General features: G+C 43.9%; 18 protein-coding genes, 1 tRNA gene and 1 pseudogene. 14 read left to right on the top strand and 6 right to left on the bottom strand.

Features of this window, described 5'->3' with window-relative positions; translation table 11 throughout:
- The first annotated feature begins 11 nt into the window (after positions 1-11).
- From PN457_RS00285 to PN457_RS00275, 3 genes are read left to right on the top strand one after another with little or no spacing between them, the layout of a single operon-like run.
- Entirely contained in the window at positions 12-236 is a 225-nt protein-coding gene (locus PN457_RS00285; RefSeq protein WP_271730536.1) for a hypothetical protein, read from the top strand.
- The gene (locus tag PN457_RS00280) at positions 220-642 is read left to right on the top strand and encodes a PIN domain-containing protein (RefSeq protein ID WP_271730534.1); all 423 of its coding nucleotides are present in this window, start codon (positions 220-222) and stop codon (positions 640-642) included. The genes PN457_RS00285 and PN457_RS00280 overlap by 17 nt, the downstream gene beginning before the upstream one ends.
- A complete protein-coding gene (locus PN457_RS00275) occupies positions 639-2,312 on the top strand; it encodes a restriction endonuclease subunit S (protein WP_271730533.1) in 1,674 nt (557 codons plus the stop codon). The genes PN457_RS00280 and PN457_RS00275 overlap by 4 nt, the downstream gene beginning before the upstream one ends.
- Positions 2,313-2,408: 96 nt before the next feature.
- Here the strand turns inward: PN457_RS00275 and PN457_RS00270 are convergent, their stop codons facing one another.
- Positions 2,409-2,903 carry a pentapeptide repeat-containing protein gene (locus PN457_RS00270; RefSeq protein WP_271730591.1) on the bottom strand — a complete coding sequence of 165 codons (495 nt, stop codon included), beginning with the start codon at positions 2,901-2,903 and terminating at the stop codon, positions 2,409-2,411.
- Positions 2,904-3,042: 139 nt separating this feature from the next.
- Between PN457_RS00270 and gcvT the strand changes: the two genes are divergently transcribed.
- The 3 genes from gcvT (at position 3,043) to gcvP (ending at position 7,793) form a co-directional block, all read left to right on the top strand.
- Positions 3,043-4,179 carry a glycine cleavage system aminomethyltransferase GcvT gene (gene gcvT / locus PN457_RS00265; protein WP_271730531.1) on the top strand — a complete coding sequence of 379 codons (1,137 nt, stop codon included), beginning with the start codon at positions 3,043-3,045 and terminating at the stop codon, positions 4,177-4,179.
- 219 nt (positions 4,180-4,398) lie between these two features.
- Positions 4,399-4,788: a glycine cleavage system protein GcvH gene (gcvH, locus tag PN457_RS00260; RefSeq protein ID WP_271730529.1), complete on the top strand. Its 390-nt coding sequence runs from the start codon at positions 4,399-4,401 to the stop codon at positions 4,786-4,788.
- 80 nt (positions 4,789-4,868) lie between these two features.
- The gene (gcvP, locus tag PN457_RS00255; protein ID WP_417006582.1) at positions 4,869-7,793 is read left to right on the top strand and encodes an aminomethyl-transferring glycine dehydrogenase; all 2,925 of its coding nucleotides are present in this window, start codon (positions 4,869-4,871) and stop codon (positions 7,791-7,793) included.
- Positions 7,794-7,897: 104 nt separating this feature from the next.
- On the opposite strand, the gene PN457_RS00250 is transcribed toward gcvP, so the two are convergent.
- From PN457_RS00250 to PN457_RS00240, 3 genes and pseudogenes are all read right to left on the bottom strand, one after another.
- Entirely contained in the window at positions 7,898-9,943 is a 2,046-nt protein-coding gene (locus PN457_RS00250; RefSeq protein ID WP_271730527.1) for a WD40 repeat domain-containing protein, read from the bottom strand.
- A 448-nt stretch (positions 9,944-10,391) separates the two neighbouring features.
- Positions 10,392-10,820, bottom strand: a pseudogene (locus tag PN457_RS00245) (DUF29 domain-containing protein).
- A 317-nt stretch (positions 10,821-11,137) separates the two neighbouring features.
- Positions 11,138-11,211: transfer RNA gene (locus tag PN457_RS00240), tRNA-Pro, on the bottom strand.
- Between the two features lie 128 nt (positions 11,212-11,339).
- Here PN457_RS00240 and lipA point away from each other — a divergent pair.
- The 4 genes from lipA (at position 11,340) to PN457_RS00220 (ending at position 15,669) form a co-directional block, all read left to right on the top strand.
- Positions 11,340-12,242 (top strand): lipoyl synthase, encoded by a 903-nt coding sequence (gene lipA / locus PN457_RS00235; RefSeq protein ID WP_271730525.1) that lies wholly within the window; start codon positions 11,340-11,342, stop codon positions 12,240-12,242.
- A gap of 12 nt (positions 12,243-12,254) precedes the next feature.
- Entirely contained in the window at positions 12,255-13,181 is a 927-nt protein-coding gene (locus tag PN457_RS00230) for an NAD(P)H-dependent glycerol-3-phosphate dehydrogenase (RefSeq protein ID WP_271730587.1), read from the top strand.
- A gap of 466 nt (positions 13,182-13,647) precedes the next feature.
- The gene (gene sigC, locus PN457_RS00225) at positions 13,648-14,895 is read left to right on the top strand and encodes an RNA polymerase sigma factor SigC (protein ID WP_271730523.1); all 1,248 of its coding nucleotides are present in this window, start codon (positions 13,648-13,650) and stop codon (positions 14,893-14,895) included.
- 318 nt (positions 14,896-15,213) lie between these two features.
- The gene (locus tag PN457_RS00220; protein WP_271730521.1) at positions 15,214-15,669 is read left to right on the top strand and encodes a transcriptional repressor; all 456 of its coding nucleotides are present in this window, start codon (positions 15,214-15,216) and stop codon (positions 15,667-15,669) included.
- A gap of 9 nt (positions 15,670-15,678) precedes the next feature.
- Here PN457_RS00220 and PN457_RS00215 read toward each other — a convergent pair whose 3' ends face one another.
- Positions 15,679-16,896, bottom strand: coding sequence for a peptidoglycan-binding domain-containing protein (locus PN457_RS00215; RefSeq protein ID WP_271730519.1), 1,218 nt, complete (start codon positions 16,894-16,896; stop codon positions 15,679-15,681).
- Between the two features lie 15 nt (positions 16,897-16,911).
- Positions 16,912-20,646, bottom strand: coding sequence for a cobaltochelatase subunit CobN (cobN, locus tag PN457_RS00210; RefSeq protein ID WP_271730517.1), 3,735 nt, complete (start codon positions 20,644-20,646; stop codon positions 16,912-16,914).
- Between the two features lie 191 nt (positions 20,647-20,837).
- Between cobN and PN457_RS00205 the strand changes: the two genes are divergently transcribed.
- From PN457_RS00205 to glk, 4 genes are all read left to right on the top strand, one after another.
- Entirely contained in the window at positions 20,838-22,769 is a 1,932-nt protein-coding gene (locus PN457_RS00205) for a GAF domain-containing sensor histidine kinase (RefSeq protein WP_271730516.1), read from the top strand.
- A gap of 479 nt (positions 22,770-23,248) precedes the next feature.
- Positions 23,249-24,409 (top strand): FAD-dependent oxidoreductase, encoded by a 1,161-nt coding sequence (locus PN457_RS00200; protein ID WP_271730515.1) that lies wholly within the window; start codon positions 23,249-23,251, stop codon positions 24,407-24,409.
- 32 nt (positions 24,410-24,441) lie between these two features.
- The gene (locus tag PN457_RS00195; RefSeq protein WP_271730513.1) at positions 24,442-25,092 is read left to right on the top strand and encodes a histidine phosphatase family protein; all 651 of its coding nucleotides are present in this window, start codon (positions 24,442-24,444) and stop codon (positions 25,090-25,092) included.
- Positions 25,093-25,226: 134 nt separating this feature from the next.
- Positions 25,227-25,921: glucokinase (gene glk, locus PN457_RS00190; protein WP_271730512.1), on the top strand; the 695-nt coding region annotated here is incomplete at its 3' end.

Here is a 25,921-nt window from a genome sequence, read left to right as displayed (position 1 = left end):
GAGATGAGATTATGCAGATGGAAGTAGTAGAATTTCAAGGTATTGTCAAAGATGGTGTAATTCAAATTCCCGAAATTTATCAAGGAGAACTAGATGGAGAGTCTGTAAAAGTAATTGTGATGAAAAAAGCTAGAAGAACAGCAGCAGTAGATATTATTGCTGAACTGATGGAGCATCCGGTTGAGTTTGAATGGCCACCTTTGACACGAGAGGAGATTTATGAGCGCAATTCATGAGAATGGACATTTTCTAGATTCTAATATCTGGATTTATGCCCTGGCAAATCATGAATACATTAACAAACGCCATATAGCTTGTGGTTTAGTTAATGGTGAAGGGGTAATCATTAGTACACAAGTTATTAATGAAGTATGTCTTAATCTCATTAAAAAATCTTCCTTTACTGAGCAAAAAATAAAACAGTTAATAGAGGCATTTTATCAGGGTTATCACATAATTACATTTAATCGTGATATTTTTGTGAACTCTTCTAATCTTAGGAGTAGATATAATTTCTCTTTTTGGGATAGTTTAATTGTTGCTTGTGCTTTAGCTGGGGGAGCAAGTATTCTCTATTCTGAAGATATGCACCATGGGTTATTGGTAGATAATAAATTAGAAATTGTGAATCCGTTTAAATGAAAGTAGATACTTTTTTTACAAATTTTGATTTGTTGACTGATGCGCCAAATGCAACAGCTAAGTTGCGGGAGTTGATTTTGCAATTGGCTGTCATGGGTAAGCTTGTAAGACAAGATCCAAATGATGAACCTGCTTCAGTTCTGTTAGATAGAATAATTTGTAAAAAGCAACAATTAAGTTATGGCAATAAAATACAAAAAGCTGATTTAAATTTATCGAATGAAGAAGAGCTAGATTTAGAAATTTTGCCCGGTAATTGGTGCTGGACTAATTTAGAAACAATTGGCTTGATTAATCCAAGAAATGGTTTACCAGATGATTTGGATGTAGCATTCATTCCAATGAACCTAATACCACAAAAATATGGCAATCCACTTAAGTATGAGACTAGAAAATGGGGGGAAGTTAAAAAAGGATTTACACATTTTGCTGAAGGGGATGTTGCTATTGCTAAGATTACCCCCTGTTTTCAGAATGGTAAGTCTTGTGTTATGCGAGGGTTAAAAAATCAGGCTGGAGCAGGGACAACTGAATTGCATATTTTTAGACCTATTAATAATCTCACATATCCTGAATATGTCTTGATTTATTTTAAGTCTGTATCCTTTATCAAAAATGCGATTCCCATTATGACAGGAACCGCAGGTCAAAAGCGAGTTCCTAATAACTACGTAGCCCAAAATCCATTCCCCCTCCCACCCCTTGCAGAACAAAAACGGATTGTAGAGAAGTGCGATCGCCTGATGTCCCTGTGCGACGAAATCGAAAAACAGCACAAACAAAAGCAAGATAGTATTGTGAGGATGAATGAAGGTGCGATCGCTCAACTCCTCTCCTCACAAAATCCCGATGATTTCCGCCACCACTGGGAACGCATTTGTAATAATTTTGATTTACTCTACAGTGTCCCTGAAACCATTCCTAAACTACGTCAGGCGATTTTGCAATTGGCTGTCATGGGTAAGCTTGTAAGACAAGATCCAAATGATGAACCTGCTGCTAATTTAATTAAGAAAATATGCCAAAAGAAATCTTTAATTATTCATAATAGGCAAAGCAATCAAAATTCTATAACTGTAAATAATCCTCCTTATGATTTACCTAAAAATTGGGTTTGGGCTTACCTAGACAATATAATTATTTCTTTAACTGGAGGTGGAACTCCTAGTAAATTAAAGCAAGAATTTTGGGATGGTAATATTCCTTGGGCAAGTGTTAAAGATTTAAAAAGTAAGTATATTGAAACTACCATTGATTCAATTACAGACTTGGGTCTAAAGAATAGTAGTACTAATTTAATTAAGAAAGGTAGTATTATAATTTGCACTCGGATGGCATTAGGAAAAATTGCAATTAATACTATTGATGTAGCTATCAATCAAGACCTTAAAGCTATTCAACTACCAGAAGAAATTGATAAAAACTACTTTTATAATTTTTATATGACTCAAAATATAGTAGGCACAGGTGTAACTGTGACTGGTATCCGACAGAAAGAACTTTTAAAACTTCCTGTACCCCTCCCACCCCTTGCAGAACAAAAAAGGATTGTAGAGAAGTGCGATCGCCTGATGTCCCTGTGCGATCGCCTAGAAGCCAAATTAAAACAAGGGAGAGAAAGCAGAGAAAAGCTGATGGAAGTTGCAGCAAAGCAAGTATTGCTAAATTAGCACCAGGGAATTAATGAACTTAAATACATCTAAACAGGGGTTTTCACCCCTGGCTTCTCAGTTATATTCCTGAATTATAAGGAATATACTGTATTATTACTTACATTGAAGAGATTCGCGAGTATCTACACCAGTTTGAGGATTCACCCCACTAGCTTGAGCGCACAGTTTTTTAATTTCCGGTCCATCTAAAATCGCATCGGTAAAATCAGCCCCGGTGATGTCCACATTCTCAAAGATAGAACGTAACATCATCGCATTGGTAAATACAGCATCGGTTAAATCAGCACCTTTAAACTTAGTCAAATAGGCTATACCATCGCTAAAATCTGCACCATGGAGATTTACCCCCTCTAACAAAGAGCCATTGAACACACCGCCGCGGAAATTCGTATTACTAAAATTAGTCTTCTTTAAAACCACATTGGTAAACTCAGTCCCCACCAAATCTTGACCAGAGTAATCTTTTACCCCTACTTCCTCACCCACAGAACGGGTAATACTAGAAGAACTAGCAGCTTGAGCGGAGACGGGGAAGAAAAACACAAAGGTAACTAAAACCAAACTAGCCAGTAGTTGCCAATACTTAATCATTTTTTTGTTAACAAATCTCAACAATTATATTATTCACTATTACAGCTTACTGACGGTGATTAACCCCGGCTAGCCTGAGCCGTAACTATAGAGCTTACCCTAGGATATATAATGACCTGCGATCGCATAAATACCTGTGGCTCATCAACAAGACATCACCCCATCCTTAAGGCGAACCCCGTTATATCAACTAGGTGCAGAACTCAAAGCCCGTTTTACCAGCTTTGGCGGTTGGGAAATGCCTGTACAATTTACTGGTATTAGCGGGGAACATGAAGCTGTGAGAACCACTGCGGGGATGTTCGATATCTCCCACATGGGTAAATTCACCCTTCAAGGTAAACACCTAATTAACCAACTTCAGCCCTTAGTACCCTCAGACCTAAACCGACTAAAACCAGGTGAAGCACAATACACAGTCTTACTCAATCCCCAGGGAGGAATTATTGACGACATTATTATATACTATCAAGGTGAGGACAGCACCGGCACACAAAAGGCTGTACTAATCGTCAATGCAGCCACGACAGATAAAGATAAAGCATGGCTATTACAGCAACTGGACCAAAATCAAGTAGAATTTCAAGACCTGTCACAGTCAAAAGTATTAATTGCCATCCAAGGACCAGAGGCCGTTAAACATCTTCAGAGCTTAGTACAAGCAGACCTACAACCTATTAAACCCTTTGGTCATCTCCAAACAACTCTACTGGGTAAACCCGCATTTATCGCCCGCACCGGTTACACCGGGGAAGATGGTTTTGAGGTCATGCTAGATGCAGATGAGGGTATAGAATTGTGGCAAAGACTGCATCAAACCGGCGTTACCCCTTGCGGACTAGGTGCTAGAGACACCCTAAGACTAGAAGCAGCGATGGCGCTTTATGGTCAAGATATTGACGACACCACCACCCCCCTAGAAGCGGGTTTAGGATGGCTAGTTCACCTTGACAGTAAAGATGATTTCATCGGTAGAGAAATTTTAGCACAACAAAAAGCCCAGGGAGTGCAGAAGCGGTTAATCGGCTTACAAATGTCAGGGCGGAATATTGCGCGCCATGGCTACCCCATTCTATCAGCAGGTGAGGTTGTGGGCGAGATTACCAGCGGGACTTTATCCCCCACATTAGGCTATCCTATAGCCTTAGCCTATGTTCCTACTCAATTAACAAAGGTGGGTGAACAGTTAGAAGTAGATATACGTGGTAAGAATTACCGGGGTGTTGTAGTCAAACGTCCGTTTTATCGCTCCCAAAATCGTCTCACTAACTGATAATGTGTTTTGAGTTACTCAATTTAAATTATGGTTATGGCATTTCTTGGTTGAGTAGGTATACCGATAGCTACCGCTTGCGTAACCCATACCCGACCCCTAAACCAGGGAAAAGGTAACTATGGTAGACCTCATATAATCAGGAAACGCGATCATGACCGACCATAACTGAGGGAACTGTGGGCGCTAACTATTTTGAGATGGAAGGAAAAAACTAAAATGTCTTTTGAATATCCGCAGGATTTGAAATACCAGGATACTCACGAATACGTGCGGCTAGATGGAGAAATTGGCACCATTGGTATTACTGAATTTGCTATAGACCAAATGGGTGATGTTGTCTTTTTGGAATTACCAGACATTGGTGACCTAGTAACCAAGGGAGAAACTTTTGGCACCATTGAATCTGTCAAAGCCGTTGAAGACCTCAATTCACCAGTTACCGGTACAGTCATAGAACGCAATGAGATTTTACTTGAGTCTCCCGAAGAAGTAGCAGAAGACCCCTATGGCGAAGCCTGGTTGTTAAAAGTGCGTGTTAATGATCCCGATGAGGTACTGGATGCTTTGAGCGCTGATGAGTACCGCGCCCTGGTAGAAGGGGAGTAGATGAGATATGTAGGGACTTGTCCCTACATATTTGAATATTTGTTGCAAAATATGAAGTAGTTACGTTTGGAGTTCAACTTGTGGTAAGTTACCCACCTATTCCCCAATCCAGCCATGAACCCATAATTAGTGAAATAATTAGTGAAATAATTAGTCAAAGCAGTTCAAAGTTAACTAATTTCCCAGAACGGCACATTGGCCCCGACTCCCAAGAAATCCAAGAAATGCTGGAGGTATTGGGTTTAGAAACTCTGGATTCACTGATTAATCACACAGTACCCCCCGGTATTCGCCTACAAAAAAAGCTCAAATTACCACCAGCACAGGGTGAATATACCGCCCTGGCTAAATTAAAACAAATTGCCGCTAAAAATCAGGTGTGGCGTTCATACATCGGTACTGGATATTATGACTGTATTACCCCCCCGGTGATTCAGCGCAATATTCTAGAAAATCCGGGTTGGTATACAGCTTACACCCCCTATCAGCCAGAAATCGCCCAGGGACGACTGGAAGCCCTGCTCAATTTCCAGACAATGATTATTGACCTCACAGGTTTGGAAATTGCTAACGCTTCCTTACTGGATGAAGCGACCGCAGCAGCTGAAGCCATGAGTCTGAGTTATGGGGTGTGCAAAAATCAAGCCCATGCTTATTTTGTCTCTGACAACTGTCATCCCCAAACTATCGAGGTGTTGAAAACTCGTGCTCAACCCTTGGGGATTGAAATCATTATCGGTGATCATCGCCAAGATTTTACCCAAGGGATTTTTGGGGCAATTCTGCAATATCCTGCTACTGATGGCACAATTTACGACTACCGCGCTTTTATTGAAAAAGCCCATGCTCAGGGTGCATTGGTGACGGTAGCAGCAGACCCTTTAAGTTTAACTTTATTGACACCACCCGGAGAATTGGGTGCTGATATTGCGGTGGGTAGTACTCAACGTTTTGGTATTCCTCTGGGGTTCGGGGGACCCCATGCGGCATACTTCGCTACCAAAGAACAGTATAAGCGCCAGGTTCCGGGGCGCATTGTGGGAGTGTCAAAAGATGCTCACGGTCAGCGGGCTTTACGTCTGGCTTTACAAACCCGGGAACAGCATATACGGCGGGAAAAAGCAACTAGTAATATCTGTACTGCCCAGGTGTTATTGGCAGTCATGGCCAGTATGTATGCTGTATATCATGGTGGAGATGGTATTAAAAATATTGCCTGTAGCATTCACCAGTTAACTGTGATTTTAGCTGCAGGACTAAAGCGGCTGGGTTACAGGATTAGTTCTGAATATTTCTTTGATACCCTGCGCGTAGAGTTAGGCGCACAATCACTTACACCAATTCTGCAAGCTTGTCAAGCCAGAAAGATTAATCTCCGGGTTTTTGATCCTACATCTGTGGGTATTTCCCTAGATGAAACTACTACCCCAGAAGATTTAATTGATCTGTGGCAGATTTTCGCTCTCAGCGATGACTTACCCTTTACTCTAGAAGATTTAACTTCTGATTCCTATTCTCATCTGTTATTGGAGCGCACCAGCAGTTATCTAACTCATCCGGTGTTTAACCGCTATCACTCCGAAACTGAGTTATTACGTTATCTGCATCAGCTAGAAACCAAGGATTTATCTTTAACTACATCCATGATTCCCTTGGGTTCCTGTACCATGAAACTGAATGCTACCGCAGAGATGATCCCCGTTACTTGGGAGGAGTTCGCTAAGATTCATCCCTTCGCGCCGGTTGCACAAACCCGGGGTTATCAAATCCTCTTCCAGCAACTGGAAACCTGGTTAGCGGAAATTACAGGTTTTGCGGGAATTTCTTTACAACCTAATGCCGGTTCTCAGGGTGAGTATACAGGACTTTTGGTAATTCGTCAATATCACCACAGTCGGGGGGAAGGACACCGTAATATTTGTTTAATTCCTGAGTCCGCCCACGGAACTAATCCCGCCAGTGCGGTGATGTGTGGGATGAAGGTGATCCCAGTTGCTTGTGATGCTTTGGGTAATATTGACCTGGATGATTTGCAAACCAAGGCGGTTAAATACGGGGATCAACTGGCGGCTTTAATGGTCACCTATCCTTCCACTCATGGTGTGTTTGAGGAAGGGATTCAGGAAATCTGCGCCATTATTCACCATCACGGTGGACAAGTGTATATGGATGGGGCGAATATGAATGCCCAAGTGGGTATTTGTCGCCCTGGAGATATTGGGGCGGATGTCTGTCATTTAAATCTGCATAAAACTTTCTGTATTCCTCATGGTGGCGGTGGCCCTGGTATGGGACCGATTGGTGTGGCTCAACATCTTGTCCCTTTCCTCCCTGGACACCCGGTTATACCCTCTGGCGATGCTCAAATTGGGGCGGTGGCTGCTGCGCCCTGGGGTAGTGCTAGTATTTTAGTTATCTCTTGGATGTACATTACTATGATGGGGTCTGAGGGTTTGACCCAGGCGACTAAGGTGGCAATTCTCAATGCTAATTATATCGCCCACCGCTTAAAGTCTTACTATCCGGTGCTGTATAAGGGCAAAAATGATTTTGTCGCCCATGAGTGTATTTTAGATTTACGGGGGGTGAAAAAGTCGGCGCTGATCGAAGTTGATGATATCGCCAAGCGGCTGATTGATTATGGTTTCCATGCGCCTACTGTGTCTTGGCCTGTGGCGGGTACTATGATGGTGGAACCCACAGAAAGCGAATCTCGCGCAGAGTTAGATCGGTTCTGTGAGGCGTTGATTGCTATCCGGGGAGAAATATCTGCTATTGAATCTGGCCAGATGGATCTGCAAGATAATCCGCTCAAAAATGCACCCCATACGGCTCACAGTTTGATTGCGGGACTCTGGAATCATGGCTATTCCCGTGAACAAGCTGCTTACCCTGGTCCCTGGACTCGTGAATATAAGTTCTGGCCTAGTGTGGGGAGGGTTGACTCGGCTTTTGGCGATCGCCATTTTGTTTGTGCTTGTTTACCTATGGATGCTTATCAGTAAGGTCATGGGTGGTTAATCACCGCTCCTGACTCTCATATCCCCGACTTCTATTCAGATTTATGGCTACTGCATAAAATGACACTGAGAAGTCGGGGATATCTCTATTAACGCCGTTGCCAAATCTTGATGCTTCCATCCCGATCGCCAGAGGCTAAGGTGCGACTATCGGGGCTAAATGCTACTGAATTAACGTAATTTGAATGTCCCGTGAGGGAGGTGATTTCCTGTAGGGTGGCGACATCCCACAGTTTGATGTTATCCACACCAGAGGCTAAGGTGCGACCATCGGGGCTAAATGCTACTGAACCAACGCCAACTGAACCTCGAGTGATGGAGGCTATTTCCCCCCTGTTGACAGCATCCCACAATTTGATGGTTTCATCCTCACTACCCGAGGAGGCTAAAATGTGACCATTGCTGGGGCTGAAGGCTACTGAGTTAACCCCATATGAATGTCCGATGAGGGAAGTGATTTCCCTTAGGGTGGATACATCCCACAGTTTGATGGTTTCATAACCACCAGAGGCTAAGGTGCGACCATCGGGGCTAAATGCTACTGAATTAACGTCATCTGAATGTCCCTTGAGGGAGGTTATTTCCCGTAGGGTGGATACATCCCACAGTTTGACGGTTTCATAACCACCAGAGGCTAAGGTGCGACCATCGGGGCTAAATACTACTGAACTAACGCCCTCCGTGAGGGAGGCGATTTCCAACCTGGTGGCGACATCCCACAGTTTGATAGTCTCCCAACACCCAGAGGCTAAGGTGCCACCATCGGGGCTGAAGGCTACTGAACTAACGTTATCTGAATGTCCGATGAGGGAGGCGATTCGCCGCTGGCTTAACACATCCCACAGTTTGATGGTTTGATCATCTCCACCGGAAGCTAAGGTGCGACCATCGGGGCTGAAGGCTACTGAGTTAACTTTATCTGTATGTCCGCTGAGGGAGGCGATTCGCCGCTGGGTTACCACATCCCACAGTTTGATGGTTTGATCATCTGCACCGGAAGCTAAGGTACAACCATCGGGGCTGAAGGCTACTGAGTTAACGTTATCTGTATGTCCATTGAGGGAGGCGATTTCCCCCCCGGTGGCCACATCCCACAGTTTGATGGTGTGATCATAACTACTAGAGGCTAAGGTGCGACCATCGGGGCTGAAGGCTACTGAGTTAAGGTAATTTCCATGTCCGATGAGGGAGGCGATTCGCCGCTGGGTTACCACATCCCACAGTTTGATGGTGTGATCATAACTACTAGAGGCTAAGGTGCGACCATCGGGGCTGAAGGCTACTGAACCAAACCCATCTGAATGTCCATTGAGGGAGGCGATTTCCCTCCCGGTGGCCACATCCCACAGTTTGATGGTGTGATCATAACTACTAGAGGCTAAGGTGCGACCATCGGGGCTGAAGGCTACTGAACCAAACCCATCTGTGAGGGAGGCGATTTCCCTCCCGGTTACCATGTCCCACAGTGTGATATTATCCCAACTACCAGAAGCTAAGGTGCGACCATCGGGGCTGAAGGCTACTGAAACAAACCCATCTGTGAGGGAGGCGGTTTCCCTCCCGGTGGTCACATCCCACAGTTTGATGGTGTTATCATAACTACTAGAGGCTAAGGTACAACCATCGGGGCTGAAGGCTACTGAACTAACCACATCTGAATGTCCAGTCAGGGTGGCGATTTCCAGCCCGGTGGTCACATCCCACAGTTTGATGGTGTGATCATCGCTGCCGGAGGCTAAGGTGCGACCATCGGGGCTGAAGGCTACTGAGTTAACCGCATCTGTATGTGCAGTGGTATACTGCAACTGCCATGAAGATATTGATTTTCGTGATTTATAAGTTTTTAAAGCCTGAATAATCTCAATTAATTTTCCATACTTAGACACTAGCAGATTATAGGCTGCATCTTTTACATCTGCTGATTCATCTGTGCTTAAAGCTTGGAGAAGTAAATTAACCCCCTCATCGCCATACTGCAGTGCTTGGGATATGGCTTTTACCCTTGTTTTGGGGTCAGGACTACTATAATCCCTCAGCAGACCCTGGATTCTCCCCAACACCGCTACTAATTCGGGAGCATTACCAGTACCAACTAAGACTACATCAAACTGGACTGGTTCTGGGCGCTGATTCATCGTGGATTCTCCAGTGGTGATTAAATTACTCCGGGCAATATTATACAATCAATGAAGCTTCCCCTGTCTGAAGACGCGGGTATTTCTCAAGAGTCCATAAAAGAACTTTTTTAGGTCTACTTAAACCACCTCTACTGATTCGGTTTAAGTCAAACTTAAAGATCATCCTCCCTTTCCTGAGTCTCATATCCCCGACTTCTATTCAGATTCATGGCTACTGCATAAAATGAATGTGAGAGGATGTTTTAAAAGGTATGATTAGTGTATCAAATATTGTTTTACCCCTCCCTCACCTTTCCCTTTATAGGGGAAAGGGGACTGGATTTTATTGTTTCGGTGTGTTCCCTATTCCCTGTTCCCTATTCCCTGTTCCCTGTTCCCTAAGATAAAAATTACCTGTTTAATACTTGACAAGCATCCTCTGAGAAGTCTGGGATATCTCTATAATTTACTGTGGTAAAAATTCAGGGGATAAAATCTCTGTGAGTTTGTAGGGACAGGTTTGGGGAAATGATGATAATCCCGTTTCTCTTTCGGCGCTAATGGTAGCTAGAGGATAAACATCTTCTATGGCTGCAGTGAGATGAGGTTGAAGACTAGGGTTTTTTTCCAGGAGTTTTTCTAAACGCAGCCGTTGCTCTTTAATGGTTAATTGCCAACTGCGAGAGCGTAAGCTGGGCTGAAATTGCCATTTTAAAAGGTGTATAATTAAAATTTATAATCTACTTTCTATTTGTCGTTTTTCTGAGCGTCCTATGTCTTCTATTTCTTCGACAATATTTTGCCAATCGACTTGATCAAGTTGTCCTGTTTTTAACAGGTTTACTTGTTCTTGTGTCCAAGCATAAAAATCATGGTCATGGGTGCTGGAGTTCATAGGTGCTGCTGCATTTCCAGGTTTAGGGCGGCCAGATTCAAGTCATCTACTCGAATTTAGGTGGGGTGAAAGGCGCACTTCGTTTGGGATTTTTCCTAACTGAAGCAATAGAAATCAATATAGGATTTCCCATGCTCGTGAGGTACAATTTTTTTTAGTTTGAGGGAACACACCGAAGAGGGAACAGGGAATAGGTGTGTACTTCATGAGCCTGAAAAAGGCTATAAAAGTTATGATTGTCATAGTTTTGAACGCCAATACACCTTGATGACTAGGTAGTTGGGCAACGCGGACAAATAAAATTAAGTTAATGTACATCGGGATGACTGGATTCGAACCAGCGGCCCCTTCGTCCCGAACGAAGTGCGCTACCAAGCTGCGCTACATCCCGCCACGACATACAAGATACGATTATATCATGATAGTACAACTTTGTTGATATATAATCAATATCTTACCCTAACTCATTAAGCTACCGTTTGCTAGGATGAGATTTGTATAACTTCATAAGGGCAGATTGTGACTGTTAAACCAGACTGGTTGCGAGTAAAAGCGCCTCAATGGCAGCGCGTTGGTAACGTTAAAGAAATTTTGCGGGATTTAGCGCTTAACACAGTTTGTGAAGAAGCGTCATGTCCTAATATTGGTGAGTGCTTTCAAGCTGGTACAGCCACATTTTTAATTATGGGTCCGGCTTGTACCCGCGCCTGTCCTTACTGTGATATTGACTTTGAGAAAAAACCCCAACCTCTAGACCCCACAGAACCAGGACGACTAGCAGCAGCTGTGGAGCGGATGAAACTAAATCATGTGGTGATTACTTCGGTCAACCGTGATGATTTACCTGATGGTGGTGCTTCTCAGTTTGTGCTGTGTATTCAAGCGGTGCGGGAACTCTCACCTCAAACCACAATTGAGGTGTTAATTCCTGACTTGTGCGGTAATTGGAAGGCTTTAGAAGTGATTTTACAAGCCTCCCCAGAGGTACTCAACCACAACACAGAAACCGTAGAGCGGTTATATCGCCGGGTACGTCCCCAGGGAAACTACCGACGGAGTTTAGAATTATTGGGGCGATCGCGGCAAATAGCGCCTCAAGTATACACCAAATCTGGGATTATGGTGGGTCTGGGTGAAACTGATGGGGAAGTCCGCCAAGTCATGGCAGATTTACGCAGTGTAGATTGTGACATTTTGACCATTGGGCAATATCTCCAACCCAGTCAAAAACACTTGCAAGTTAATGACTTTATCAGCCCAGAACAATTTGCAGCTTGGCAGGTCTTCGGTGAGGAAATCGGATTTTTACAAGTTGTTTCTTCACCCTTGACAAGAAGCTCATATCATGCAGAGCAAGTCAGAGAACTAATGCAACGCTACCCGCGTCAGGTCGGTACAGAGTCTTTAAGTAATTGTCAATGATTGTTAAAAGTGGTGCAAAAAACTACCATAGGTATACTGGGTGCTGGTGCTTGGGCTATGGCCTTAGCCAACTTAGCCACGGACAACGGCCATGAGGTGCGTATCTGGTCACGTGGGGGAAAAGTAAGTTTATCAGCAGTTTTACAAAATGCTGACATCATCTTGTCGGCTATCTCCATGACAGGGGTGAGTGAAATAGTGTCTCAAATGGAATTCCTCCCCCTGTCAGCCAAAACAATTTTTGTCACAGCTACCAAAGGACTAGATCCCCAAACTACCTGTACCCCCTCGCAAATTTGGCAAGGAGCATTCCCTGACCATCCAGTAGTTGTTTTGTCGGGGCCAAATTTATCGGCGGAAATTCGCCAATCACTACCAGCAGCAACAGTAGTGGCCAGCAAGAACCAGAAAGCGGCTCAATTGGTGCAACAGGTATTTTCTTCTAGTTGTTTCCGGGTATATACCAATCCTGACCCCATCGGTGTGGAACTAGGGGGAACATTAAAAAATATTATGGCGATCGCTGCTGGTGTATGTGATGGCTTGCATCTAGGAACCAACGCCAAAGCCGCCTTAGTCACCCGTGGACTGACGGAAATGGTTCGCATTGGCCAAAATTGGGGTGCAAAGACGGAAACATTTTATGGTTTATCAGGTCTAGGAGATTTGTTAGCGACTTGTAACAGTCCCCTCAGTCGTAATTACCAAGTTGGTTACCAGATGGCTGGGGGTAAAACACTAGTAGAAGTTCTGGCAAATTTACCAGGAACAGCCGAAGGTGTGAATACTTGTCAAGTCTTAATCAAACGAGCCCAGGAGCACAGTATTGCTATCCCCATTACCGAACAAGTTTATGCCTTGCTGCAAGGTGAAGTCACACCGCGACAAGCTTTGGAGGAACTAATGCTACGAGATATTAAGCCAGAGTACAACTGTTAATCCTGCGTAGGATGACAAAGTATTACGAGTAGTGTGAACCTGAATAATCCCTAGAAAAAAAAATCATAAAATCGTCAGGATATTCTTTCACCCCGATGTATATATCACTATAGCGATGGTAAACATATGTTTTACAAGTTACCAACTTGTAAAACAAGTTTTACAAGTTACCAACATCAGCCTGATAGCGTATTGTGGCATCAGCCATATAAATATCCTGTGTTAAAACCCTCACTAAAATATTCCATGTTTATTTAAAGCCTAGATATAGATTTGAATAGCTATTGGTTCAATTGAAACGCTCAACCGATACATCGGTAACAGTGTGAAAAATATCAGTGTGTTTTCTGGCTCAGAAGCTTAACTAAAACCTCTACCAGATTAGTTCATGTTGAATCACGCAATAGCACCAGTTCATTAGTTGCGCCATTATCTATTGTTACCTGGAGCCATTGAGACTAGCCATATGCCAGCAATATCTTTTTATGCAGATGAGGCTTCCTACACTCAGAAGTCTGTCGAGAGTTTGAATACAGAACTGACTATTGATGATGAGTTATCGGCTGATGATATCCAAGAGTTGCAAGTAGCAGCAACAGACCATGCTCACTTGGAAGGGAGTACTAACCGTCGGAGTACAGACCTAGTACGTTTATATCTTCAGGAAATTGGGCGAGTACAGCTTCTGGGGCGGGATCAAGAAGTTTCAGAAGCCCAAAAAGTTCAACGCTACTTGCGGATGCGGACTGTACTAACTAATGCGGCACAGCAAGGGGATCAAGTGATTGTGCCATTTCTCAAGTTAATTGAGGTTCAGGAGCGTCTGACATCTGAACTAGGACACCGCCCATCTTTGGAAAGGTGGGCTAGTAGTGCGGGGATGAATCTATTGGATCTCAAACCTACTTTAGCAAATGGCAAACGCCGCTGGGCAGAAATTGCTGAGTTAACAGTAGAAGAGCTAGAACAAATCAAATCCCAAGGACTCCAAGCTAAGGAACACATGATCAAGGCTAATTTGCGCTTGGTAGTGTCCGTGGCGAAAAAGTATCAAAATCGGGGCTTAGAATTATTGGATTTAGTCCAAGAGGGAACTTTAGGCTTAGAAAGAGCGGTCGAGAAATTTGACCCCACTAAGGGATATCGCTTTAGTACATATGCTTATTGGTGGATTCGTCAGGGAATTACACGGGCGATCGCCACTTATAGCCGCACAATTCGCTTACCTGTTCATATTACAGAAAAGCTGAACAAAATCAAAAAAGCACAACGGAAAATTTCTCAAGAAAAAGGTCGTACAGCCACCTTAGAAGACCTAGCCATTGAGTTAGAAATGACACCAAACCAAGTCAGGGAAGTGTTACTTAAAGTACCACGTTCCGTGTCCATGGAGACGAAGGTAGGCAAAGATAAAGACACCGAATTAGGGGAATTATTGGAAACCGACGGGATTACCCCCGAAGAAATGTTAGTGCGAGAATCTTTACAAAGAGACTTGCATACTCTGTTAGCAGATTTAACTAGCCGTGAACGTGATGTAATACTGATGCGGTTTGGTTTAGCGGATGGTCATCCTTACTCCCTAGCCGAAATTGGCCGCGCTCTGGACTTATCTAGAGAAAGAGTACGTCAAATAGAATCCAAAGCTTTGCAAAAGCTGCGCCAACCGAAACGACGCAACTTTATCCGGGATTATTTAGAGTCCTTAAGTTAGGTTCAAATCTGGAACCGCCTAGGTTCCACAACCAAACAAATCTACCATTGGCTTTCTCCTAGTCATGGCTTAGGGTGGCGGAGGTTCCATAGATTTACCAGGGTTTTTTTTCACTAATTTATTGATATAGCCTTTTTCAGGCTCATGAAGTATACACCAATTCCCTGTTCCGGTGTTCCGGTGTTCCCTCAAACTAAAAAAATTGTACCTCACGAGCATGGGAAATACTATAATATTTAGCAAGAAGAAATATTTATTGCTTAATCCCAGAATTTGTTATATTCTCAACTAATAGGCTTTGTTGAGAAAAGAATTAATATGACTGTTTACACATCTTCTTCGCTCAAGGCAGAACTAAATGATAGAGGTTGGCGTTTAACACCCCAACGGGAGACGATTTTACACATTTTCCAAGAACTTCCCCAAGGTGAACATCTCAGCGCTGAGGATCTTTATCATCGACTGGAGACTGAGGGTCAGGGAATCAGCCTTTCAACAGTCTATCGGACGTTGAAATTGATGGCACGGATGGGGATTTTGCGGGAACTAGAACTGGGAGAAGGACATAAGCATTATGAAATTAACCAACCCTCCCCCCATCATCACCACCATTTAATTTGTGTTAAATGTAACGCGACTATCGAGTTTAAAAACGACTCGATTTTAAAAATAGGTGCAAAAACGGCTCAAAAAGAGGGATTCCACCTGCTAGACTGTCAAATGACAATTCATGCAGTCTGTCCTCAGTGCCAACGGTCTCTGATGCCTTTGTAGCCATAGAGCCTAAAGTTTTCCGCTAGTGAGATTACTTACATTGATGCCGTAAAATGTTTTTGCTTGCTGAAGAGCGCGTTTAGTCTCATCGGACATAACGCCGTTGAGATCACCTCGATAGAAACCCTGTGCTTGTAGTCGCCTTTGAATTTCCAAGACACTGAAATCACCCTGGCGGCCGGTGTTAATTAAGCTATATAACTTAGCTCTAGTAGTCGGTCCAGCAATTCCACTGACAGCTAAGTGATTAGCGGCTTGAAACCTACGCACAGCATCATCAGTCTGGGAACCAAAATACCCGGTTGGTGTTGCGGTTAGATATCCGGCCGCGATCAAATGTTCTTGAAGCAGTCTGACGGCTTGACCCCGATTACCCATTCTGAGATTGTCTGGATTAGCTGTTTGTCTGGGTGTGGGAGGGGTTGTTGTTGCGCCACCAACGCCCACAGGGGGCAATTTTTTGATTGTGGACGGGCCAACAATGCCATCAGCATCTAATTTAGAAGCTGTTTGGAATTGTTTGACAGCTTCTTCAGTAACCGGACCAAAGACCCCGGTGGCTTTACCAGAATAGAAACCTGCAACTCGCAGCCTTTCTTGTAAAACCCTGACATCTTCGCCTTGATCACCTCTGTGGAGCAACTGGGGATGACGGCGTTGAGTGGGAGTTTTCGCAGTTGTAACTTTTTGTGGTTGCGGTGTTGAGGTTTTTACTGTCTCAAACGGTGTACTAGCAGTGGTCAGCGGGGGAATAGATTCTACATGACTGTTGATGGTGGGTACTACGGTGCTGGTAATAGTTGGTGTGGAGGGTTGGGGATTTACTGGTTTTCTCAGCGAGGTTTCTAATTTTTGCCGTGTCTCTACTCCCAGAACCCCATCAACTACTAAACCTTGAGATGATTGAAAACGCCGTACAGCATCTTCTGTGGAAAAATCATAGACTTGTGTGATCTGCTCTCGGTAAAAGCCAGCTTGTTGCAATTGTCTTTGGAGGTTGGCTACCGAAGGACCTTGATCACCTCGTTGTAGTGCGAAAGCACTGCTGATAGAACTAAGAATAGATATAGCCACAGCTAAGGGTAACAAGTGCTTCCAGGCTCCACCAGAAAGGCGTTTCCAGTCGGGGGCAGATGCTTTCTTGAATAAGACACTCAAGGATGCTAATTCACTGGATGCACTGTTTTCATAGGTATTGGCTAAATATAAATATGCAAGATTGTCCATGTGATATCTCCTGATTTATTTTTCTTCGATGGTTGCTTCTGCTTGATGTACGAGATTTCGCAACTTATCTAATGTCTTGCTGTTTACATCCTGCCATAAACCTCGCTGGTGCGCTTCTAATAATTTATCGGCAATATCACGCATTGCCCAAGGATTTTTATCCTGGATAAATTCACAAACTATAGGGTCTAGTAAATATGCTTGTGTCACACCCTCATACATATGGTCTTCGACACATTGGGCTGTGGCATCATAGGCAAATAAATAATCTACCGTCGCCGCCATTTCAAAGGCACCTTTGTAACCATGGCGCATCATTCCGGAAATCCATTTGGGGTTAACTACACGGGAACGATACACCCGGGCAATTTCGGCTTTGAGGGTGCGCACTTTTGGTTGAGCGGGATGAGAATGATCACCAAAGTAGGTTTGCGGGTTGTTTCCTTGTAGCGATCGCACGGCTGCTGTTAAACCGCCTTGAAATTGGTAATAATCATCAGAGTCGAGTAAGTCGTGTTCCCGGTTATCTTGATTGTGTAAAACAATTTGCATTTGTGTTAGGCGTTGCTCAAAGGCTTCTGGTGCCGAAATACCCACTAATTCCCCTTGACTATCGGGGGAACTACCACTGGTGTAAGCGTAGCAACTCCAGTTTATATAAGCACGGGCTAAGTCTTGCTCATCTATCCAGTTTTGTGATGTCATCAGCCCTTGGAGACCGGCACCATAGGCACCGGGTTGAGAACCAAAAACCCGGTATTGCGATCGCACTCTCGCTGATTCCACTGTTAAGCCTTGTTGCATCCAAAACTGAGTATCTTGGCTGACTCGTGCCGCCAGGGGGTTAAAGTCTTGGGGTTCATTGAGTGCGGCCACTGCGATTACAGCTTGCTCGAATAAGTCAATTAAATTGGGGAAAGCATCCCGAAAAAATCCCGAAATCCGCAAGGTAACATCAACACGGGGACGACCCAAAATGCTCAAGGGTAAGATTTCAAAGTCTACTACACGCCGCGCCGCACTGTCCCAAACAGGACGCACTCCCATTAAAGCTAGGGCTTCGGCGATATCATCGCCCCCGGTGCGCATGGTTGCAGTACCCCACAAGGATAAACCCAAGGTTTGGGGATACTCGCCGTTTTCTTGGGTGTAACATTCAATCAGATTTTCAGCGGCTTTTCTCCCCACATCCCAAGCGCTTTCTGTGGGAATGGCGCGAATATCCACAGAATAAAAGTTTCTCCCGGTGGGTAAAACTTCTGGTCTTCCCCGGGTGGGTGCGCCTGAGGGGGCGCTGGGGATATACTTACCATTGAGTCCCTGGAGTAAGTTGGTGATTTCGTCTTTGGTTTGTTCTAAGGCGGGGATGAGTTTAGTTTTAATCCAGTCAAGATGGGGGGATGAGCGGGGGAGAGTATTCAGGAGTTGTTCTACTAATTGGGCGGCGTGTATTTCCAGAACTTCTACTGCGTCGCCGACGGTGCGACAGGTTTTTGGGGTGATGTTGTGTAAAATTTGCTGATCAATTTCTGATAACTGAGTGTGAAAATCCGTGGTTAGGGGGTCAAACTCTAGTCCCCACTCTGTGGCTAGGTGACGGGTGATACCTAGGGAGTAACGGTTAGGGATACGGGCGATCGCCACTATTAAATCTCGCAGTTGTCGCCCTTGGGGACATTGACCGAAAATATGTAAACCGTCGCGAATTTGCGCTTCTTTGAGTTCACACAGATAGCCACCGATGAAGTTTAAAATTACTGATTCAAACTTTAAAATATCGCTTTCTATGGCAATACCTAGCTCTTGGTGGAGATTTTCTTGGATAACTAATTCCCGAATGCGATCGCGAATTGACGGTAAGCGCCCAGGATCTAAACTTTCCGCCTCATAATATTCATCTACCAAGTTTTCTAACTGTTGTAGTGCGCCATAAAGTTCTGCTCTGGTCATGGGGGGAGTGAGGTGGTCTAAAATCACCGCTTGGGCCCGACGTTTAGCTTGAGAACCCTCCCCTGGGTCATTGACAATGAAGGGGTAAAAATGGGGAAGTGGTCCGAAAGCTACTTCGGGATAACAATGACTGGATAAGGCGACACTTTTACCGGGTAACCATTCTAAATTGCCATGTTTCCCCACATGAACCACTGCATCCGCGCTGAAAATTTCCCTCACCCAATAATAAAAGGCTAAATAAGCATGAGTGGGTACTAAATCCGGTGCATGATAATTCAAACTGGGGTCAATATCATAACCCCGTGGTGGTTGAATCCCTACAAATATGTTACCCAGTTGGATTCCTGGAATGGGGAAAGAGTCAGGACATCCCCATGTTTGAGTAATTTCTTGCTGTACAGTTGTGGGTAAACTAGCAAAATACTTTTGATAATCGTCACGGTCAACACTTTGCAGCACAGGGCGAAAATCTCTACCTTCTGGGTCATTAGTTACCCCACTAGTCAGAATGTCGATTAATTCATCTCCATTTCTGGGGGGATTCTCTACCACATAACCCCCATTTTGTAAAGCCTTAATTATTTCTACACAACTGGCTGGTGTGTCCAATCCTACGCCATTAGCTAATCTGCCGTTGCGATTGGGGTAATTTGCCAAAATCAGGGCAATACGGCGCTTTTGGGGAGGCTGGGAGCGCAGGTTTACCCAGTTGGCTGCTAGTTGGGACACAAACTCAATGCGATCGCTCACTGGTTCATAAACCATCACATCTGTTTCTAAGTCAGGATGGCGCTTTTGTACGGTTTTAAAAGAAACCGCGCGGGTAATAATCCGCCCATCTACCTCTGGTAGCGCCACATTCATGGCTATATCCCGGGGGGAAAGTCCTTGTAATTGTGATTCCCACTGCTCCACTCCACCACCACTGAGGATAACTTGTAAGACTGGGACATTCAATTTTTGCCAAAGGTCTAGCTGGGGTGCTTCTGCTTCCAACCGCGCCAGAGAAAAGCTCGTAGTATTTAGTAGTACTCCTATTTGGTCTGTATCTTTAGGCTGGAAAAACTCACTTAATTCTCCTTGAACATCAGGATCACGCAATGAGGAAACAAACACTGGTACAGGTTGTAAATTACGTTTTGCCAGGGCTGTACACAAGGCATCAATTACTTTAGTATTACCAGATAGATAATGAGCGCGGTAGAAAAGAATGCCCACTTTAGGTATTGCTGATTTCCTAGTCGCCATTCCCCAGTTATATAACCCAACACGGGGAACTCCTTTTGGTGGTGAGGCTTGGAAAGAAGTATGAAGACAGGTATCACAGATAAATTTTAGAGCGTTAACAATATTTTCTACTCCGCCTTCTCGGAAATATTGTAATACTTGATTAATAACACTTAAAGGCAAAGTAGATTGGGAAATTAATTCTGGGTCTAGACCGTCGTCACCAGGCATTACAATCAGAGTTGTACCTTGACGTTGTACAATTTCTTGCACCACTCCTAAACCATATGCCCAATAAGAACGTCCTCCTAACAGACGCAAAATAATCACTTGGGCAGATTCTAAAACTTCCTCAGCATAGGAATCTATAGTTATTTCTTGCTGTAACTGCAACAGACTAGCAACCCTGATGGCTGGGAAGTTTGGTGGTAATTGAGTCACTGCTACTGCTAGGGTTTGAATGTCGGTATCAGCGGCGGTAATGAATACAAAAGGAGCGGGAGATTGTTCGATCAAAACTAACCCTGCGGACTGATTCCATCCCCCCGGTGTGGCGCTGATACGATGCATAATCTTGTATTACCCCCTTAAACTGTTGAATATAACACTGTTTTCGCCCGTGCAAGTTATTACATGACATATTAATAGGATGCCAAGAAGTGCATGAATGCCATCAATAAACAGATTTTTCATATCTGACGCACTCTACAAGAGATTTTACACTGTCTTCCGCCACGTAAATTATTACCAGACCATTAAAAATGCTTAGTTCTCCTGATTTGAGTTTTTCTCGAAACTTGCCTTTAGTTGTATATAATCAGCTGGGGGAATTGTTACAGCAGATGGCTCAAGTCGTCGGAAGTGCTGCACTGGTACTTACTGAGTCTGTATTAGTCAGGATTTCTTTACCCCAAGAGTGGCGCAATCAAAGGTTTACGCTGTTGATTTCTCAGGAGTTTAGCGCCCTTTTGGTGGGAACTTTAGCACCGGGGGATGGGGGGAATTGCGCCGCATACAATAGCAGTTTGACATTTAATTCTGAGGCGATCGCTTTATTTGTCTCCCAGGTACGAGACTTGTTTGAGGGAAATTCTGACACACACCAAAATCTGGAACGCTATCGAGAGCTTGTCAGACCTAATGATGCTCAGACCCAAACTAAATTTACACTGTTGTTATTAGAGTATATCGGCACAGGGTCATCCCAGAAGATTATAGATCCTTTAACCCCTGCTGATAGCCCGGGATGCGTAGCCATTCCTCAAGTTTATACTTGTCAGCCTGTGGAAGATGCCTTAAAAAAACAGATTTTGCAAGAGCGACTGTTAAATCAGGTGACCACCCAGATTCGCAAAAGCTTAGATTTACCAGTGATTATGGCCACGGCGATCGGTATGGTACGGGAATTTCTGGCACTGGATCGATTAGTAATATATAAATTTCAGGGTTTGAGTGTCAAAACTGATAGCTTACATGGCATAACCATAGATGAAAACCTACCCCCAGGAGAGATGGGGGGTTGTATTGTCTATGAGGAGAGGGCTGAAGGTGCGATTTCATCGGTGTTGTCTTATCAAGAAAACGACTGCTGGTCTAAGAACTCCACCTGTTTAGCAAAGTATCGCCAAGGATTTACCTTAGTAATTGACGACGTGGAAAAAACTTATGTCACAGAAGAATGTTTATTGAATTTATTACGAAAATGCCAAGTTAGGGCTAAGTTGGTAGCACCAATTATATTTGAGCAAAATCTGTGGGGTCTATTGATTGCTCATCAATGTCATACCCCACGGGAGTGGAGCGAAAGTGATCAAAGTTTACTCACTTCCATAGCGGAACAATTAGCCATTGCTATTCATCAAGCTGAGTTGATGCAATCTTTACAAAAAGCTACCCGCACCCTTACCCAAGAAAAACAAAGTTTAGAACAACGAGTAATTGAGCGGACAAAAGCCCTACGGGAGGCTTTACTAGCTGCAGAAGCTGCTAGTCGCCTCAGAAGCGAATTTCTGGCTACCATCAGTCACGAATTACTCACGCCTTTAACCTATGTGATTGGGATGTCTTCCACTTTGTTACGTTGGCCTCTCGGAGAACTGAGTCAACGTCAACGAGATTACCTGCAAACCATCCATGACAGTGGAGAACATTTATTAGAGCTAATTAATGACATCCTGGATTTATCCCAAATTGAAGCGGGAAAAACTGTATTAAATATTACGGAATTTTCCCTAACCCATACCGCCAAAAATTCCCTAGAGTCACTATTAGAAAAAGCTGATAACCAACAGGTTAATCTTCAACTGGATTTACAAATCGACCCCCAACGGGATCTGTTTACTGCTGATGTACAGCGAGTAGAACAAATTCTCTGGAATTTATTAACCAATGCGATTAAGTTTACCCCAGGAGGTGGCAGTGTTACCTTGCGGATCTGGGTAGAAGATGATATGGCTGTCTTTCAAATTGAAGACACTGGAATTGGTATTCCTGAAGAACAATTACCAGTGATGTTTGAAAAATTTCAGCAATTAGATACACCCTATCGCCGGCGCTACGAAGGTACAGGACTCGGTTTAGCCTTAACTAAACAACTGGTAGAACTCCATCGCGGTCGAATTGAAGTGGAATCTACTGTAGCCATTGGTTCAATTTTTACGGTATGGATACCAACCCAGCAGCAACGCAATTAATCGGGACTGAAGGTGCGATCGCCTCTAATGCTACCAGGGATTTAACTCAGTTTAGCACCTTAATATAGATGACCGTTGACGGGTGACGGGTCAGGGTTTAAGAGCTACGACAACCGGGAGCCAGGGGTTATAAACCCCTGTCTGATAGCGATAGCGTGGCGTTAGCCATAAGCTAAAGTCGGATAAATCCGAATGGGTGTTAAATATAACATGATAAATAAGGTGAACAATCATCGCTTAGAGTATTATATGTAACCTACCAGTCCACTTTTAGTGGACTTTTGCTATTAGACGGGGAATAAATTCCCCGGTTAATGGCTGTTGATGGTCACACCTCTTCCCAGTCAACCGTCAACTATGATTGTTAACGGTTGACCCACTATGGAAGTCGGGGATATTGTCCAGGTGATCAGAGGTGATCAGAGGCGATCGCAATATCCCCAACCGGGAGTAAAGTCTCAAGATTGGAGTAGGGAAAAATGCCCAAGAAACACTTAGTATTAATTGGTGGTGGTCACAGCCATGCTATCGTTTTGAAAAAGGTTGCCCAACATCCTTTACCAGGAGTTAAGTTAACATTAATTACCCCAGATGTAAATACACCTTACTCCGGTATGTTACCTGGTCATATTGCAGGATTTTATACCTATAAACAGTGTCACATCAACTTAGAAAAATTGACTAACCTTGCTCACGCACAGTTATATATTGATAGAGCGGTGGGACTAGACTTGAAAAACCACACAGTTATTTGTGCTACAGGTCTACCGGTGAACTTTGATATCCTATCTATTGACATTGGCAGCACCCCAGCTACAATATCTGTACCAGGTGCTGCAGAATATGCTATTGCTGCTAAACCAGTACCAAAATTGTTAGAACATTGGTATGGACTATTAGAACGTGTAGCTAAAAACCCTGAGCAACCCGTAAGTATAGCTGTTGTCGGTTGTGGTGCGGGGGGTGTAGAGTTAGTACTATCCATGCAAACTCACCTCCAGAGAATTAGATCACAAAATCAGGGTTTGACAATTCATTTATTTGGGCGTCAGGAGCAACTGTTACCCAATTATCCCCAATCAGTGCAAGGTCAATTGCAGCAGATTGTCACTCAACGGGGGATAAATTTACATCTAGGGGAAACCGTGGCGGAAATTGCACCCCAACACAGCAATGGGGAAACACCAGAAATGTTGCAGGTAAAATGTGTATCGGGGTTATTGGTAGAGTCGCAAAAAGTATTTTGGGTAACCCAAGCATCCGCACCCCCATGGATAAGAACGACAGGACTAGGTACAGATGAGCAAGGATTTATTTTAGTAGGAGATACCTTACAAAGTCAAACTCACCCAGAGGTATTTGCTGCGGGGGATATTGCGACGATGGTAAATCATCCCTGTCCTAAAGCTGGAGTATTTGCGGTACGCCAGGGTAAACCATTGTTTGAGAATTTACAAAGAATATTATCAGGTAAATCTTTGAAAGTCTATAGACCACAGCCAGAATATTTAAGTTTAATCGGGACTGGGGACAAACGAGCGATCGCCACTAGAGGCGCTTTGACTTCATCCCCTCACTGGGTTTTCTGGTGTGGGAAAGACTGGATTGACCGCCGCTTCATGGTACAATTCACGGGCTAGGTGATCTAGGAAACTGGCGATGAAATGGTTTTATGAATCAAATAGTTTGGATAGCCAGACACGCTAACCGTCTGGATTTCGTTCACCCTGAGTGGTTTCTCACAGCAGTCAGACGTTATGACCCGCCTTTGTCTGAAGATGGTATAGTACAAACTCAGCAGTTAGCTCAACGTCTGCAAACAGAAACCATTACTCATATTTTCGCTTCCCCATTTATGCGCACTGTACAAACAGCCAACGCCGTGGCAGAAGTTTTAAATTTAGGGATTAAACTAGAAACAGGTTTGAGTGAGTGGTTAAATCCCCACTGGATGACAGAAGCACCGGAAATACACTCAATTTCTGAGTTAAAGGCACTATTCCCCAGAATAGATTCTGATTATACACCAGTTGTCAGCGCTGAATATCCAGAAACTGAGGTACAAGTACAAGAGCGTTGTGGAAAAACTGCCCAATTGTTGGCTAGTGAATGCTATCCTGAAAATATCTTGCTGGTAGGACATAGTGCATCTGTACAGGGTGCTGCAATGGGGTTAGTAGGGGACATTGCTAAAACAGAAGTCACGGCTTCTTTATGTTCCTTAGTGAAAATCCTGCGCCAGGGACCTGAATGGTTGCTAGAACTAAAAGGAGATACTTCCCACTTGATGGATATAGAGGATTTTCCTTCGTGCATTAGTTGATACGCCCTCTCTTAAAGAGTGTATTTGTTAATGAATGTTAGCAAAAAAGTATCGGAAGTGGTTCGATTTGCTCAAATCCTGAATGAGGATTTTTGACTGCACAGACAAATTAATTAATTCCCATCCTCAATTCTATGACTTTGTTACTAGCAGGAGATATTGGCGGCACTAAAACTATTTTGCGGTTGGTGGAGGCTGTAAATTTACATACCATTGCACAGAAAACTTACCCTAGTGGAGATTTTCCCGATTTAGTCCCCTTAGTCCAGCAGTTCCTCCTTGAGCTTCATACCCCCACACCCCAAAAAGCTTGTTTTGCGATCGCCGGACCAGTGGTAGATAATACAGCCAAGCTGACTAACTTAACTTGGTTTCTCGATACCCCCCGGTTAAAACAAGAATTAGGCATTGATTCTATGTGCTTAATTAACGATTTTGCCGCTGTGGGTTACGGTATTTTCGGATTAAGTAAAAAAGACCTGCTAACCTTGCAAGTTGGGAAACACAAACAAGAAGCACCCATTGCTGTTATTGGTGCTGGTACTGGTTTAGGACAAGGGTTTCTGATTAAACAGGGGAACTATTATCAGGTGTTTCCCTCAGAAGGTGGACACGGGGATTTTGCCCCCCGCAATGAGCTAGAATTTCAGCTGTTGAAATATCTACTGGATAAACATGATATTCAACGGGTGTCTGTAGAAAGGGTGGTTTCCGGACAGGGGATAGTGGCAATTTACCAATTTTTACGCGATCGCCAAGTATACAGCGAATCACCAGAAATTGCGGAAATTGTCAGAACCTGGGAAAGAGAAGCGGGGGGCCGCCCCCC

The organism is Anabaenopsis arnoldii (assembly GCF_028331025.1).
Lineage (GTDB): Bacteria > Cyanobacteriota > Cyanobacteriia > Cyanobacteriales > Nostocaceae > Anabaenopsis > Anabaenopsis arnoldii.
The sequence above is the reverse complement of the archived record's forward strand: the minus strand, read 5'-3'. Positions and strand labels throughout refer to the sequence as shown.

What these genes read in the sequence shown, in the direction of transcription:
- PN457_RS00250 (WP_271730527.1), bottom strand. Translation starts at nt 9,943, where the DNA reads ATGAATCAGCGCCCAGAACCAGTCCAGTTTGATGTAGTCTTAGTTGGT.
- sigC (WP_271730523.1), top strand. Translation starts at nt 13,648, where the DNA reads ATGCCAGCAATATCTTTTTATGCAGATGAGGCTTCCTACACTCAGAAG.
- cobN (WP_271730517.1), bottom strand. Translation starts at nt 20,646, where the DNA reads ATGCATCGTATCAGCGCCACACCGGGGGGATGGAATCAGTCCGCAGGG.
- PN457_RS00285 (WP_271730536.1), top strand. Translation starts at nt 12, where the DNA reads ATGCAGATGGAAGTAGTAGAATTTCAAGGTATTGTCAAAGATGGTGTA.
- PN457_RS00275 (WP_271730533.1), top strand. Translation starts at nt 639, where the DNA reads ATGAAAGTAGATACTTTTTTTACAAATTTTGATTTGTTGACTGATGCG.
- PN457_RS00205 (WP_271730516.1), top strand. Translation starts at nt 20,838, where the DNA reads ATGCTTAGTTCTCCTGATTTGAGTTTTTCTCGAAACTTGCCTTTAGTT.
- PN457_RS00200 (WP_271730515.1), top strand. Translation starts at nt 23,249, where the DNA reads ATGCCCAAGAAACACTTAGTATTAATTGGTGGTGGTCACAGCCATGCT.
- PN457_RS00220 (WP_271730521.1), top strand. Translation starts at nt 15,214, where the DNA reads ATGACTGTTTACACATCTTCTTCGCTCAAGGCAGAACTAAATGATAGA.
- PN457_RS00280 (WP_271730534.1), top strand. Translation starts at nt 220, where the DNA reads ATGAGCGCAATTCATGAGAATGGACATTTTCTAGATTCTAATATCTGG.
- PN457_RS00215 (WP_271730519.1), bottom strand. Translation starts at nt 16,896, where the DNA reads ATGGACAATCTTGCATATTTATATTTAGCCAATACCTATGAAAACAGT.
- PN457_RS00195 (WP_271730513.1), top strand. Translation starts at nt 24,442, where the DNA reads ATGAATCAAATAGTTTGGATAGCCAGACACGCTAACCGTCTGGATTTC.
- gcvH (WP_271730529.1), top strand. Translation starts at nt 4,399, where the DNA reads ATGTCTTTTGAATATCCGCAGGATTTGAAATACCAGGATACTCACGAA.